Raw genomic sequence first — 14,794 nt, forward strand, 5'->3', positions numbered from 1 at the left:
GCAATCTATTACTAAGATAATTATATTTCTAATATATTGTTTTATATTAACTTTATTTTTTTTGATATTTTTAAAAAGCCTAATTTAGATTACTTTTATTTTTACATTAAAACTGAAGTGATTAGGAATTATATGGAATATCCTTTTAAAATAAAGCGAGTTTCACCCGCATTAGGCGCTCTCATCAGTGGTATCGATTTATCTCAACATATTGATGATAAACAGTTTACAGCGCTGAACTATGCGTTGCAGGCATATCATGTCCTTTTTTTTAGAAACCAACCTATACAACCTGAACAGCAAAAACAATTAGCTGAGCGGTTTGGTTTATTACACACACATCCCATTTACCCTCATACGCCTGAATGCAAAGAAATAATGGTACTTGATACGGATGAACAGAACCCACCCGATAACGACAATTGGCACACTGATGTTACATTTATTGAAACACCGCCAATGGGGGCGGTATTAGCGGCAAAGCATATTCCAGAATTAGGAGGTGACACATTATGGGCCAGTGGTGTGGTGGCTTATAGTGCATTATCTGCTCGGTGGAAACATATGCTAGCGGGTCTTCAGGCAGTACATGATTTTACAAAGTCATTCCCAGAGTATCGTTTTAGCCATTCAGAAGAAATTCATTCGAGATGGTTGAAAGCCAAAGAAAATAGCCCACCCGTATCACACCCTGTCGTTAGAACTCACCCAATTTCAGGGCGAAAAGCGTTGTTTGTTAATGAAGGCTTTACTACCCGTATCATTGGGTTAACGCCAAAAGAGAGCGAAATAACATTAGGTTTTTTGTTCCAACATATTAATAAACCAGAGTTTCAGGTGCGTTGGCAATGGCAAAAAGATGATATGGTGATTTGGGATAATCAAATCACTCAGCACTATGCGACAGCAGATTATTTACCCGAAAGGCGTATTATGCACAGGGCAACAATCATTGGCGGCGTACCTTATTAGAATGATTGCAGAATGACAATTATCAAAAACAGAACAAGATCTAAGCGCTCGATTATGGCATAATGCGCCGCTATTTATATCCGTCGTATTACATATCATAGAAATCGCTGTTTTCTTTACTGTTTAAAGCAGTGTTGTTGGCTTTTTCTATGATGCGCATTCTTTAAGACAGGTAACTCTACACCGTTTAATTTAAGGCATAGCAGTGTTAACAACCAACAATATCACTATGCAGTTTGGCAGCAAGCCACTGTTTGAAAACATTTCAGTTAAATTTGGTACAGGCAACCGTTACGGTTTGATCGGCGCAAATGGTGCGGGTAAATCGACGTTTATGAAGATCTTAGGTGGCGATTTAACCCCAACAGCGGGTAACGTCAGTACAACAGATCCGAATGAACGTATTGGTAAGCTTCGCCAAGACCAGTTTGCATTCGAAGAATATACGGTTCTGGATACGGTCATTATGGGCCATACTGAACTGTGGAATGTGAAACAAGAGCGTGATCGTATTTACGCACTACCTGAAATGAGCGAAGAAGATGGCTACCGTGTTGCTGACTTGGAAGTCGCATATGGTGAAATGGATGGCTACAGTGCGGAAGCTCGTGCGGGTGAATTATTATTAGGTGTAGGCATTCCTGTTGAGCAACATTATGGCCCAATGAGTGAAGTTGCACCAGGCTGGAAACTACGTGTATTGCTGGCACAAGCCTTGTTTTCTAACCCAGATATTTTGTTACTCGATGAGCCTACGAACAACTTGGATATTGATACTATCCGTTGGTTAGAGCAAATCCTGAATGATCGTAACTGTACTATGATCATTATTTCCCATGATAGGCACTTCCTCAACACAGTTTGTACGCACATGGCAGATTTAGACTATGGTGAGTTGCGTTTATTCACGGGTAACTATGATGAATATATGATTGCAGCGACACAAGCGCGTGAGCGCTTACTGTCTGATAATGCGAAGAAAAAAGCGCAAATTGCTGAACTGCAATCTTTCGTTAGCCGCTTTAGCGCTAACGCATCTAAATCAAAGCAAGCGACATCACGTGCACGTCAAATTGATAAAATTCAATTGGATGAGGTTAAAGCGTCTAGTCGTCAAAACCCATTTATTCGTTTTGAACAAGAGAAAAAACTGTTTCGTAATGCCCTTGAATTAGAGGCAGTAGCGAATGGTTACGATCAAGGCCCACTCTTCAAAAACGTTAATTTACTGCTTGAAGTGGGTGAGAAAATGGCGGTTATCGGAGCCAATGGTATTGGTAAAACCACTTTCTTAAAAACCTTAATGGGTGAGCACCCAGCAACAAGTGGGATGGTTAAATGGTCAGAAAATAGTCGTATTGGTTATTATGCACAAGACCACGCCGAAGATTTCGAAACTGATCTAAATGTTTTTGACTGGATGAGCCAGTGGAAAAACGAAGGTGATGATGAGCAAGCGGTGCGTAGTATCTTAGGCCGTTTATTATTTTCACAAGATGATATTAAGAAAAAAGTGAAAGTGTTATCGGGTGGTGAGCAAGGCCGTATGCTATTTGGTAAGTTGATGATGCAACAACCAAACATTTTGATTATGGATGAACCAACCAACCATTTAGATATGGAATCTATCGAGTCATTGAACTTAGCACTGGAGATGTACCAAGGAACGTTGGTGTTTGTTTCCCATGACCGCGAGTTTGTCAGCTCATTAGCAAGTCGTATTTTAGAAATCAAAGAAGATAAAGTGATTGATTTCAAAGGTACTTATGATGAGTACCTGACAAGCCAAGGCGTTGTTCTTTAAATAAGCTTTTCTCTAACATAAAGCCCCAGTAACGTGTATGTTACTGGGGCTTTTGTATTTAAAACAGAATTAGCTTTAACTTAGTTCTTTTTCACAAACTCAGATTTCAGCTTCATTTGGCCAAAACCATCAATTTTACAATCGATATTGTGGTCACCTTCGACTAAGCGAATGCCCTTCACACGGGTACCGATTTTGAGCATGTTAGAACTGCCTTTAACTTTCAGGTCTTTGATTACGGTGACTGTGTCGCCATCCGCTAACAGATTGCCGTTGGCATCTTTAACAATCAGTTCATCAATCTCTGCCACGGGTTCTGCGTCATTCCATTCGTGCGCACATTCAGGGCAAACATACATATCATTATCAGTATAGGTGTATTCAGACTGACATTTCGGGCAAGGAGGGAATTGCATATTCATACTCTCAGTAGCATTATAAAATAATAAAACGTGGTGATATTTATACGTACAGGTACCACAAAAGAGGAATAGTATAAGCTCAAAGGGCCATTAATTTGTTTTTTCGGAATAATCTTAATTTTGTACTTGGAAAGAGATTAATTAGGCGAAAATATTTTCGCCTAATTAAATAACTAGCTAGTTTGAGTTGCAGACTTCACAGTGCGGGTCTTTGCTCAGTTTAAATTGGCGAAAATCCATCGCCATCGCATCAAACAATAAGACTTTGCCTGAATTCACTTTGCCATAGTTGGCGAGGAGTTTAATGGTTTCCATTGCCTCTAATGTGCCTATAGTCCCAACTAGCGGAGACATCACTCCTGCCTCGACACAGGTTAAGCTATTTTCCCCAAACAAACGGCTTAAACAGCGGTAACAGGGGGTATTATCTTCATAAGTAAAAACAGACAGTTGGCCTTCCATACGAATGGCTGCGCCAGAGACTAACGGTGTTTTCTGCGCTAAACATAAACGGTTAAGTTGCTCACGAATAGCGACGTTATCGGTGCAATCTAAAATCACATCATGGCGAGTGATTAATTCACTAAGCTGCGCATCCTCAAGTTTGGCATTAACCGTATCAATATGAATATGTGGATTAATTGCACAAAGTTGCCACTTTGCAGAATCGACTTTGGGTTCGCCAATTGTGGTATCACGGTGCAAAATTTGTCGCTGTAAGTTAGAAAGCGATACGGTATCAAAATCAACTAATGTTAAATAACCAACACCCGCCGCAGCAAGGTATTGCGTTGCCGCGCAACCTAGCCCACCTAAGCCAATGACCAGTACTTTGCCCGCTTTGAGCTTTTCTTGCCCGTCAAAATCAAAACCGCGAAGAATTATCTGACGGTTATAACGCAGCATTTCGTTATCGCTAAGTTCTTGCACGGTAATTATTCGCTTTTCAATAAGTAGTTAAACATTTCAACATCAACGGTTTCACCTGCTTCTACTCGACCACGTTCTCTTTCTAGCACGATAAAGCAGTTGGCTAAGCTAAAGGAACTAAATACGTGTGAGCCTTGATGGCCTGTTGTGGCAACTTGAAGTTGCCCTTGCTCATTGGTACTTAAAATACCGCGTTGGAAATCCAGACGACCAGGCGTTTTTTTCAAAGGTGTGGTGACGGGTACTTTGAAACGTAGTGGGGCTTGCCATTGGCTATTTCCTGCTAAGCGTGCAATCAATGGCTGAACAAGTTGATAGAACGTGAGTGCAGCAGAAACGGGGTTTCCTGGTAAGCCACAGAACCAAGAATGACTCAGTTTACCAAAGGCAAAAGGTTTTCCTGGTTTGATGGCTAATTTCCAAAAACCAATCGTGCCCAATTCATCAAGGATTTGTTTAGTATAATCGGCTTCACCAACAGAAACGCCGCCACTGCTGATCACTAAATCCGCTTGTTGATCTGCTTCAATAAAGGTTTGTTTTAGTTTTTCAGGGGAGTCAGGGATAACGCCTAAATCTAAGACTTCACAATTGAGCTTTTCTAACATCAAGCGAACAGTAAAGCGGTTGGTATCATAGATTTGCCCATCATGAAGTGGTTGACCCACAGCTTGTAGCTCATCCCCCGTTGAGAACACAGCCACTTTTAAGCGACGATAAACTGTCACATCCGCAATACCAAGTGAGGCAATCAACGGTAATTGGGCGGTTGTAAGTAGGGTTCCTGCAGGGAACACTGAACTGCCTTGGGCTATATCTTCGCCGGCTTTACGGACGTTACTGCCTTTTTTAATTGGTTGAGTAAATAGGATGCCACCATCTGTTTGTTCAGTTGATTCTTGCATAACAACCGTATCTACACCTTGTGGAATAGGCGCACCAGTCATAATACGCACGCAACAGCCAGCTTTTAGTTCACCTTCCATCGGGTTGCCTGCAAATGATTTACCCGCAACAGGCATTGGCGTTTTTCCATCCCAATCTGCAAAACGCAAACCATATCCATCCATTGCTGAATTATCAAAGGGAGGGACATTGATAGGGGAAATAAGATCAGTGGCAATAATCCGTTGCGCTGATGAAGTCAGTGGAATGATTTCTGTATCTACCACAGTTTGGGTTTCAGAAAGTAATTTTTCCAATGCAAGATCTAAAGAAATCAAATCGTTAGTATGACACTGATCCATAAATAATGGCCCTCATTATTGTGAAATGCCTTGAGGCTTAAAATGTGTTCGTAATGCACATTATGGCAGAAATCATGAGTTGGGTGAATGAATAGAAATTGATTACAGATAGCTTTTGAGCAGATATTACGGTTATAAAGAACAAATAAATGCACTAAATGATAAAACGGTTTTTGTTGTATTAATGTTAAATAGTAAAAAAGTAAACTATTCTAGGTGCAATGTTTCTAGAACGTAACGAGTGAGAATTGTGTCAATAAAGCCGATTGTAACCTCACCAAGCCGCAGTGCTGCTGCTTTTCATATTGCTTTTACAGGTTTTCTGTCGTTAATTGTGGTAATGGGAATAGGGCGATTTACGTTAACGCCTCAAGTCCCCCTAATGATTGAAGAACACCAATTAACGTTATCGAGTGCCAGTATTGTGGCTGCATGTAACTACCTTGGTTACTTGCTAGGCTCTTTTGACGCGATGCGAGCACGTTCATATGTAGAAAGGCGTATGTGGTTGGGCGTGTGGGGGGCGGTAGTGATCACGTTACTGAGTGCATTGCTTAATGGTCCGATATTACACAGTATTGCCCGTTTTGTGATTGGCTGGGCAAGTGGCATTGCGTTAGTGTTGGTCGCAGCTTGGGCCAATGAAACCTTGGCGAGACTTAACCGACCAGCTCTTAGTGTGGCGGTATTTGCGGGAACGGGAACGGGAATTTTCGTTAGTGGTATGTTAGCGGTGGCGATCCAACGATGGCATTTAACGGCGAGTGAAGCGTGGGTAATTTATGGTGTATTGGCGCTGATTTTGAGCTTGTACATCAGCCGTTATTTACCCCGCTCGGGGCAATGGCAACGGCCAGCGGGGGAAATTAAAAAATTAACCCTAACCCCTGAAATCAAACGCTTGGTTTGGTGTTATGGGCTCGCTGGGTTTGGTTATATTTTGCCAGCTACTTTTTTATCACAAATGGCCGCACAACGTTTTCCTGATAGCTTATTTGCTCAGTTTGTTTGGCCTGTTTTTGGGGCATCTGCGGTAGTCGGTATATTATTTGCGATGTTGCTGCGAAATTTATCAACAACCCGTAATCGGTTAGCGATTAGCTTATGGCTACAAGGGATGGGGATATTGCTTGCAGAAGTGATCCCGAGTATTTCAGGGCTGGTTATCTCTGCAATATTGGTCGGAACAGGGTTTATGTGTACAGTGCAATTAGCATTACAACTTGGCCGCGAGTTGGCGCCTGATCACAATCGTTTTATGGCGGGGCTGCTGACTACCTTTTACGCTATTGGGCAGTTAGTTGGGCCAACACTGTCATTTATTTCCACCGCTTTAACAGGAAAATTAGAGCCTGCGCTGTATATCGCATTTATCGCATTGGTAGTGGGGGGATTATTGGTTTACTGTCGCGGAAGTAAACCGATTTATTAATAAATATTTAGCTAATCATATTTTATAAATGATAGTGATTTGCCGTAATGGGTTTACCATAGTGAATAATGTTGTTGATGCGAATGCAAATATTTCACACATGTTGTAACGGTTGTACTGGATTATCTGCACCTGCTGTTTTAGAGTACGGCGCACACCTGCATTTTTATAAAAATAGTCACACCATTTGTGGAGGATCACATGTCATCTCTCAGTAAAGAGGCCGAATTAGTTCACGCTGCGTTGGAAGCCAGAGGGCTGGAGACCCCTTTGCGTATTCAGCCAAAATCAGGCGATGAGCGTAAGCAACTGATTGAAGGGCACATGACAGAGATCATGAAGCTGCTCAACCTTGATCTAACTGACGATAGCCTCGCTGACACGCCTCGTCGTATTGCAAAAATGTATGTTGATGAGATCTTTTCAGGATTGGATTACGCCAATTTTCCTAAAATCACATTAATTGAAAATAAAATGAAAGTGGATGAAATGGTGACGGTTCGTGATATCACGCTAACCAGTACCTGTGAACATCACTTTGTGACTATTGACGGTAAAGCGATAGTGGCTTATATCCCAAAAGATAAAGTGATTGGGTTATCTAAAATCAACCGCATAGTGCAGTTTTTCTCCCAACGTCCGCAAGTTCAAGAGCGTTTGACACAGCAAATTTTAGTGGCATTGCAAACATTACTTGGAACCACGAATGTGGCGGTTTCCATTGATGCGGTACATTACTGCGTAAAAGCGCGTGGCATCCGTGATGCAACCAGTGCTACCACCACAACATCGTTAGGTGGGTTGTTTAAGTCGAGCCAAAATACACGGCAAGAGTTTTTACGTGCGGTTCGCCATCTATAATCTATGGCAATCATTACATCATCAAGCCGTATCAAGCAGCTTGATACCGTTCGTGGCATGGCAATTCTTGGTATTTTTTTATTAAATATCTTTGGTTTTGCTTTGCCATTAGCGGCCTATCTAAACCCTTATTACACTGCCAGCACACCACCTTCTGAAGCCTTTGTTTGGATTGTATTTAATCTGTTTTTTCAAGGGAAAGTCCTCGCTATTTTTTCGATTTTATTCGGTGCCACATTAGCGCTATTGCAGCCTCGAACTTTAAGGTGGAACCATCAACGTTTGTCTATTTTAGCCTTATTTGGGGTGATTCACGGCATTGGTCTTTGGGATGGTGACATTCTACTGGCTTATGCATTAACGGGGCTGGTGGCTACGTATTTATTGAATCAATACGATGATAGGGCGTTATTGAAAATAGCGGCATCCATTTATTTCATTGGTTTACTTATTCTGCTTATTTTAGGTTGGGGAGTTGACCCTCAAGGTTTTTGGCAGACCTCAGATGAACAAATATATTTCGAATACAGTGCAAAAACAGTGGGTGGTATTGAGGGCATTATTTATCGCATGAAAGAAATCCAAGCGATGCTTGAAATGCTATTTATTCAGTATGGTTGGCAGCTTATTGCATTGATGATTATTGGAGCATTATTAATCCGAAATGGTTGGCTACGAGGGCAATTTAGTGCCATGCATTATCGCCGTATGGCGCTGTTTTTTATTGTCCCTTCGCTGCTTATTCAAGTGGTTGCGTTATATGGGCAGAGCCAGTTTGGATGGAGTTATTTTTCTACCTCAATTATTGGCTACATCATTAATGAGCTAGTCATTCCTTTTCAGGCGCTGGGTTATATTGCCTTGGTATATGGTTTTTGGGGGCAGATTCAGCATGCTGTGGTTATTTCATGGTTACAAAATATTGGTCGAATGGCGTTGAGTAACTACATTTTACAAACGCTGATTTGCACCACTATTTTTTACCATCTGGGGTATTTTGCGCAATTTACCCGTTTTGAGTTATTGGCTTTTATCCCGCCTGTTTGGTTGGCAAATATTTTGTTTTCGTATTATTGGTTACGATTTTTCAATCAAGGCCCGCTTGAATGGGCATGGCGGAAGTTAACTGAGAAATTAAACTAAGTGAATGGATGAGTTAATTTAATTTGCTGACTTCATCAGGTGATACGGCTGGGTAGCCTTTGATGCCATCTGGCATTTTTATCGGAGCAGGAATGGATTCTTGCTCACCTAAAAACTTCGGTTCACGTTTTAAAATATACACATCAGCGAGAGCGCCTAAACGAGCGAACACTTCACGGACACGAACTTTGAACATCCCAGCAGGTGCTGGAACCGCATAGCACTGTGCATCAATCCCTTTATGTTTAGCGATAAAAACGGCACGCTCACAGTGGAAGCGTTGCGTGATGATCGTGAAGTTATCGGTATCAAACACTTTTTTGGTACGGACAACCGAGTCTAAAGTACGGAACCCCGCAAAATCCATCACAATCTTAGAGGCTGGAACACCCGCTTTAATTAAATCCTTACGCATATTGATGGGTTCATTGTAATTATGAGCGCCATTATCACCACTGAGTAGCAAATATTTTACTTTTCCACTGTGATAGGCTTGTGCCGCGCCATTGATTCGGTTGGTGTAATAGAGGTTAGTGGCGCCAGAGGTGTAGTATTTGGATGTGCCAAGTACCATGCCAACATCACGGGCAGGTAATTGTGCTACATCTTCATAGATATAGGGTGCAGTATCCCAGCTAATCCAGCGATCAAGTAGAATAATGGTCGTAACTGCTATCCCTGCAAGAATAAGAAGACCAATAAGCAGACGTTTCCTCATGTCCTAGCCTTGAAAATAAAAATCATAATAAGAAGGTGTTAGCCTCAGTAGACTCGCTTCTAGGCTACTTGACTTAAATTAGTGACGCAAGTCGCCCAACGTAAAGTCATGTCAATGTTGAGGACAGATTCAAAGTTGACCGCTATTAAACCTAAAAATCGATTTAAAATTAATCAGATATTGGATGAAAAATGGGTGAGTGAAGATTATTCAAACAGTGAGTTGCTTCACATAGCGAAATTTTTTACCACAGATTGTCTGTTTGTTTTGAAATTTTAATTCTATATTTAATCTAGATGATGAAATTTCATTTCTTTTGGGGTGGAAATCATCAGTCCATAAAACAAATATGAAAATCTGATACGTGAGGGAAATATGAAACTGACCACATTACTTGCCGCTGGTGCGATGTTAGTGACAGCCAGTGTTGCGGCGAAAGAGTACCAAATCAACCATACTGATCAATTAAAATCACTAAATGATGCACAAAACGAAGCCGTATGGCAGCAAGCTGAAGTGTTAACCGATTTTATTTATCCATGGGAAAAAGAAACACCACCAAAAACCGACTTCCGTGCGCTTTGGAGTGATGATGCCCTTTATTTTCGCTTTATCGCGGATGATAAAGACATTCAGCTAGGTGATAACGCCGATAAAGACCAAGCGGTGCTAGATTCTGACCGTGTTGAACTGTTTTTTGCTACCAGCCCTGAGCTTAAACCTTATTATACTGCGGAAATGGACCCAAAAGGCCGCACGTTCGATGCAAAAGCCAACTACTATCGTGAGGTTGACCCAAGTTGGAACTGGGAAACGTTGCAAACAGTGGGGGAAATGACACCGAATGGTTATGTATTAACAGGGAAAATCGATTTGGATGAATTCACGCGTCTAAACCTGTGGCAAGACAAAGACAAGCAAACGTTAATGTGTGCTATTTTGCGTGGTGAATTCAGCGCGGGTGAAGAAAAACAAGTTCGCAAATGGATTAGCTGGATTAAACCAGATTCTGTGAAACCAGATTTCCATATCCCATCAGCCTTTGGTACCTGCAAATTTGTGAAGTAACCTGATAGCCGGTCTTTCATGGCCGGCAAACACATCATTTTTCCTTGAATGAACTGTGAGAGCGATCATATTCGCTGACGAAAATATTCATTTGTTGTGATTTTATTTGAAATTAAAATTCATATATAGTAATTTTTTATGAAATATAATTTCAATGTGAGGGCGTTTTAATGTCTCTAGCGGAAAATACACTGAGCGACTGCCTAAAAAATGAATTCAACCATGAGACATTACAGTTTTCACGGTTGGAAACGTTAGCGATGGCTACTGCGATTAACCAAGCGGATGCGACAGTTGCTGGGGCTATCCAACAAGTTCTACCGAATATTGCGCAAGCGGTTGATGCTATCGCACAGTGCATGAAACAAGGTGGACGGCTATTTTATATTGGCGCAGGTACCTCTGGTCGTCTGGCGGTATTAGACAGTGCGGAGTGCCCCCCAACCTTTGGTACCTCCCCTGAATTAGTCCAATCCATTATTGCAGGTGGCCATAATGCCATGCTAAAAGCAGTTGAAAATATTGAAGATTCAACGGATGCGGCTATTGATGAGTTAAAAAAACGCCACCTCACTGCAAAGGATGTGGTTGTCGGTATCGCGGCGAGCGGGCGAACTCCTTTTACCCTTGCAGGTATTGAGTATGCCAATGAAGTTGGGGCGCTAACTGTCGCGATCACTACGCGGGGTCATGGGTTAATCAGTGATGTGGCGAAATTAGCTATCGCTCCTGACGTTGGGCCTGAAGTGTTATCGGGCTCAACACGGATGAAAAGTGGCACTGCACAAAAAATGATTTTAGGCATGTTAAGCACATGCGTGATGGGGCGTTTAGGACGCATTCACACCAATTTAATGGTTGATGTTGTCGCAAGTAATTATAAGTTATTGCGCCGTGCAGAACGCATTGTCAGTGAAGTTTGCGGTATTGATACCGAAGCCGCAGCACAGTTATTAGAGCAAGTGGACTACCATCCGCGACGCGCAATTTTGATGTTTGAATTACAAATTAATGCACAGCAAGCAACGGAACTCGTTCAACAACATCCAAATACTACATTGGATAGCTTGTTAGAAACTCGCCGTTAATAAATGGGAAAATGCGGGTAAGTTATGGAAATAGCTTTGCCAACATTAGGGGAACGATATGGCTAATAAAATAGAACATCTGGAAGTACTCGCCAGAGAAATAGAAAAATATGCGGGCGGCTTTGAGAACGTGGCAACATTGACTCACTGTATGACTCGCATCCGTTTAGTCTTAAAAGATAATGAAAAATTTGATGCCGAAGCTTTAAAGCAAATTGAAGGGGTAAAAGGCGTTATTTTTAACGGTGAACAACAGCAAGTGATCGTTGGTATGGGAACTGCGGCAAAAGTGTTTTCTGTGATGAATAAACGTATGCAAGGCAGCGGCGCAGCAAGCATAGAAAATACAGAACCTGAAAAGAAAAAAGGTTTCTCAATTCGCCGTACCCTCAATACATTAGCCGCGATTTTCGTACCAACCATTCCTGCACTAATTGGTTGTGGTCTGATTATGGGGCTGATTAATATCGTCCGTTTAGTCGCACCTGAAGTGGTCGATCAGTTCCCTGAGCTGTTCAAGTTATTGAAGTTAATTGGTAGTGCGGTGTTTGCTTACCTATCGATTATGATTGGGGTTAATACCGCAAAAGAGTTAGGGGCATCAACATCGATTGGTGCTGTGATGGCAGGCTTGTTGTCAATGCCAGGGTTAGCGGATATCACTTTATTTGGCTCAAAATTAGTGCCAAATAGCGGCGGTATTTTTGCGGTCTTGATGGTGGTGGTGTTCTCTTCCAAATTTGAAGTGTGGTTTAGAAGCATTATCAAAGAGAGTTTAGATCTGATAGTGACGCCATTTGTGACCATTTTAGTCTCAGCGATGGTGGCAATTGCGGTATTCCAACCTGCGGGTCATTATTTAAACCAAATTTTGGCGCAAGGGGTCTCCGTTGCGTTATTAAATAGTGGTGGCGGTGCGGTCGCAACGGGGGGGATCTTAGGCGGCAGCTTCCTGTTCTTATTGTTAACAGGTTTACACCAAGGCTTAATCCCAATCCACGCAGAAATCTTACAAACTTTTGGTTTAAATTACTTATTCCCTATCTTAGCCATGGGCGGTATGGGGCAAGTGGGTTCTTGTTTCTGGGTATTCTTAAAAACCAAAAACCAACGCCTGAAAAAAACCTTAGTCGGTGCGTTACCTGTGGGGATCTTTGGTGTGGGTGAGCCGCTGTTATTCGGTGTGTCATTGCCACTAGGCAAACCTTTCATTGCGGGTTGTATTGGTGGTGCAGCGGGCGGGGCGTTAATGGCGTTTTTCCATGTGGGTATTATCATTCCATTTGGTACCGCAGGGTTATCGTTAATCCCATTAGTGGGTGATGGCCAAATCCTTGATTTCCTCATTGCTGTTGCAGGTGCATGGATTGTCGGATTCATTGCCAGTATGATAATAGGCTTCACCGATCCTGAAAAATAATTAAATAAGGAATAGCCATGTCGACACTGACGGTAAAACTGGAAAGCTTGCAGACGAGAGGTAAGGGCACTGAACAGCGGATCGCGAAATTTTTACTTGATAATCGCGAAAGCTTAATTGCCATGAATGCTGCTGAGTTAGCTCAAGCGGCAGGGGTTAGTAGCGCGTCTGTTATTCGCTTTTCACGCCAAATGGGTTACCGTGGCTATCCTGAATTTAAGGTGGATTATCTCTCCGATGAGAAGCAACACAAAGCGGAAAGCCTGTATGGTAATTTGAGCCGCAGTGATGATACGTCTCAAATTATTGCAAAAACGGGGCAAATGTTTATTTCAGCGATTGAAAAATCCCTTGAGCTATTAGAACCGTCAACGGTTGATGAGGTCGCTAAGCGTATGGTTAATGCCAAACGTGTTGTGTTGTTTGGGATTGGCTCCTCAGCGATTGTGGCGAGTGATATTTTCCATAAACTGATCAGGGTAAACAAGCACACATTATTTAGCTATGACTTGCATGTTCAACTGAGCTATTCTGCAAATTTGAGTGCCGATGATTTTGCAATTGCAGTGACTGCGCGTGGAAATACACAAGAAATCAATAACATGTTGCGTTCCGCTAAAGAGGCTGGCTGTTCTACTGTTGCCTTATGCCGTTTTGGGCAAGATGAAGCAACAAAACTGGCCGATTTCACCTTACCGTACTTTTATGATGAACAGCACACGCAGCTTGGGGTCATTACCCCACAAGTTTTGCAGATGGTGACCTTCGATACGCTGTTTTTTAAATACCTTACTCTCGCAGACAGTGATGCTGATACAGCACTGCAAAAAGGGCGGCGAGCCCTGATACAAGGCAAGAATTAATGATTTTAACGGAGTTAGCCATCGGTGCAGTGATCGGATTGATTATTAGCACTACAGGAGTTGGCGGTGGGGTGATTGTTTTGCCAATACTCACCTACTTTTTCGGCTTAAATGCATTAGCTGCGGTGGCAACAGCGAACTTTTTATCGATGTTGATGAAAATATCCTCCTCATATATGCACTTTCGCCTCGGGAATATCCCATTCAAAGGGGCAATGATTGTTTTAGCAATTATGTTGCCAAGTACGTTTTTAGCCAGTTTGTTGGTGACATGGCTGGGTAGTCTTGAGGGATATGAAAAACAAGTTGAGTGGGGGATTAATCTTCTCGTTGCAGCTGCAATTATTTTTTCCCTTTATTTATTTGTACAGAGAATGTTTTTCGCCGCGCCAGCAAAGATAACTGTAGTGCAGGCCTCCCAATTGAAGTCCATGGCACTTCCTGCAGTATTAGCGGGGATTGTTCTCGGGGCGACAGGGGTTGGCGGTGGCGTGGTCGTCTTGCCCATGTTGTTACGTTACATGCAATTGAATATTAAGCAGGCGATAGGCACCTCGATTTTTGTCACAACGGTATTGTCGGGGTCATCGGCACTGGCTTATGCGCAGGAAGGGTATACTGACTTAAAACTGGCGCTTATTTTATGTGTGGGCGCATTGATTGTCATGCCAGTGGCGAAATATTTGCTGGTTCACCTGTCAGAGCGCACATTTCAATACATTACCCTGTTACTGATCACCTGCAGTGCAGTCATGATGACACTGAATTTATTCTCTTTTTAAACAGATAGCCCTATTATTGATATTGTGAATAATAGGGCAAGTGA

At 42.2% G+C, this 14,794-nt stretch carries 14 protein-coding genes; 10 read left to right on the plus strand and 4 right to left on the minus strand.

Going from position 1 to position 14,794, the window contains the following annotated elements:
• Window positions 1-132: 132 nt before the first annotated feature.
• Together tauD and PSF27_RS00290 are read left to right on the plus strand one after the other, a co-directional pair.
• Entirely contained in the window at window positions 133-972 is an 840-nt protein-coding gene (gene tauD, locus PSF27_RS00285) for a taurine dioxygenase (protein WP_206085366.1), read from the plus strand.
• 205 nt (window positions 973-1,177) lie between these two features.
• Complete coding sequence (locus PSF27_RS00290) at window positions 1,178-2,776, plus strand: ABC-F family ATPase (RefSeq protein ID WP_206085367.1); 1,599 nt, start codon at window positions 1,178-1,180, stop codon at window positions 2,774-2,776.
• A gap of 80 nt (window positions 2,777-2,856) precedes the next feature.
• Here PSF27_RS00290 and PSF27_RS00295 read toward each other — a convergent pair whose 3' ends face one another.
• The 3 genes from PSF27_RS00295 to moeA all read right to left on the minus strand — a co-directional run bounded on the left by PSF27_RS00295 (window position 2,857) and on the right by moeA (window position 5,375).
• On the minus strand, window positions 2,857-3,192 hold the full coding sequence (locus PSF27_RS00295; protein ID WP_206085368.1) for a zinc ribbon domain-containing protein YjdM: 336 nt from the start codon (window positions 3,190-3,192) through the stop codon (window positions 2,857-2,859).
• A gap of 183 nt (window positions 3,193-3,375) precedes the next feature.
• Window positions 3,376-4,128, minus strand: a complete 753-nt coding sequence (gene moeB, locus PSF27_RS00300) for a molybdopterin-synthase adenylyltransferase MoeB (RefSeq protein WP_272538814.1) — start codon at window positions 4,126-4,128, stop codon at window positions 3,376-3,378.
• Between the two features lie 5 nt (window positions 4,129-4,133).
• Entirely contained in the window at window positions 4,134-5,375 is a 1,242-nt protein-coding gene (gene moeA / locus PSF27_RS00305) for a molybdopterin molybdotransferase MoeA (protein ID WP_272680624.1), read from the minus strand.
• A 250-nt stretch (window positions 5,376-5,625) separates the two neighbouring features.
• On the opposite strand from moeA, the gene PSF27_RS00310 reads away from it, so the two are divergent.
• The 3 genes from PSF27_RS00310 (at window position 5,626) to yeiB (ending at window position 8,811) form a co-directional block, all read left to right on the plus strand.
• A complete protein-coding gene (locus PSF27_RS00310) occupies window positions 5,626-6,807 on the plus strand; it encodes a YbfB/YjiJ family MFS transporter (RefSeq protein WP_272516337.1) in 1,182 nt (393 codons plus the stop codon).
• A gap of 201 nt (window positions 6,808-7,008) precedes the next feature.
• Window positions 7,009-7,668 (plus strand): GTP cyclohydrolase I FolE, encoded by a 660-nt coding sequence (gene folE, locus PSF27_RS00315; RefSeq protein WP_206085371.1) that lies wholly within the window; start codon window positions 7,009-7,011, stop codon window positions 7,666-7,668.
• A 3-nt stretch (window positions 7,669-7,671) separates the two neighbouring features.
• Entirely contained in the window at window positions 7,672-8,811 is a 1,140-nt protein-coding gene (gene yeiB, locus PSF27_RS00320) for a DUF418 domain-containing protein YeiB (protein WP_272680625.1), read from the plus strand.
• Window positions 8,812-8,824: 13 nt separating this feature from the next.
• Here yeiB and sanA read toward each other — a convergent pair whose 3' ends face one another.
• Window positions 8,825-9,529: an outer membrane permeability protein SanA gene (sanA, locus tag PSF27_RS00325; protein WP_206085373.1), complete on the minus strand. Its 705-nt coding sequence runs from the start codon at window positions 9,527-9,529 to the stop codon at window positions 8,825-8,827.
• Between the two features lie 375 nt (window positions 9,530-9,904).
• Here sanA and PSF27_RS00330 point away from each other — a divergent pair, with 375 nt between their 5' ends.
• The 5 genes from PSF27_RS00330 to PSF27_RS00350 all read left to right on the plus strand — a co-directional run bounded on the left by PSF27_RS00330 (window position 9,905) and on the right by PSF27_RS00350 (window position 14,750).
• Window positions 9,905-10,597, plus strand: a complete 693-nt coding sequence (locus tag PSF27_RS00330) for a carbohydrate-binding family 9-like protein (RefSeq protein WP_206085374.1) — start codon at window positions 9,905-9,907, stop codon at window positions 10,595-10,597.
• 170 nt (window positions 10,598-10,767) lie between these two features.
• Window positions 10,768-11,685, plus strand: coding sequence for an N-acetylmuramic acid 6-phosphate etherase (gene murQ / locus PSF27_RS00335; RefSeq protein WP_206085375.1), 918 nt, complete (start codon window positions 10,768-10,770; stop codon window positions 11,683-11,685).
• Between the two features lie 58 nt (window positions 11,686-11,743).
• A complete protein-coding gene (locus PSF27_RS00340; RefSeq protein ID WP_206085376.1) occupies window positions 11,744-13,105 on the plus strand; it encodes a PTS transporter subunit EIIC in 1,362 nt (453 codons plus the stop codon).
• Window positions 13,106-13,122: 17 nt separating this feature from the next.
• Complete coding sequence (locus PSF27_RS00345) at window positions 13,123-13,968, plus strand: MurR/RpiR family transcriptional regulator (RefSeq protein WP_272680626.1); 846 nt, start codon at window positions 13,123-13,125, stop codon at window positions 13,966-13,968.
• On the plus strand, window positions 13,968-14,750 hold the full coding sequence (locus tag PSF27_RS00350; protein WP_206085378.1) for a sulfite exporter TauE/SafE family protein: 783 nt from the start codon (window positions 13,968-13,970) through the stop codon (window positions 14,748-14,750). Before PSF27_RS00345 ends, PSF27_RS00350 begins: the two co-directional genes overlap by 1 nt.
• Window positions 14,751-14,794 lie beyond the last annotated feature (44 nt).

Origin of the sequence: Providencia sp. PROV129 (assembly GCF_028482245.1) — a bacterium.
GTDB classification, from domain to species: domain Bacteria; phylum Pseudomonadota; class Gammaproteobacteria; order Enterobacterales; family Enterobacteriaceae; genus Providencia; species Providencia vermicola.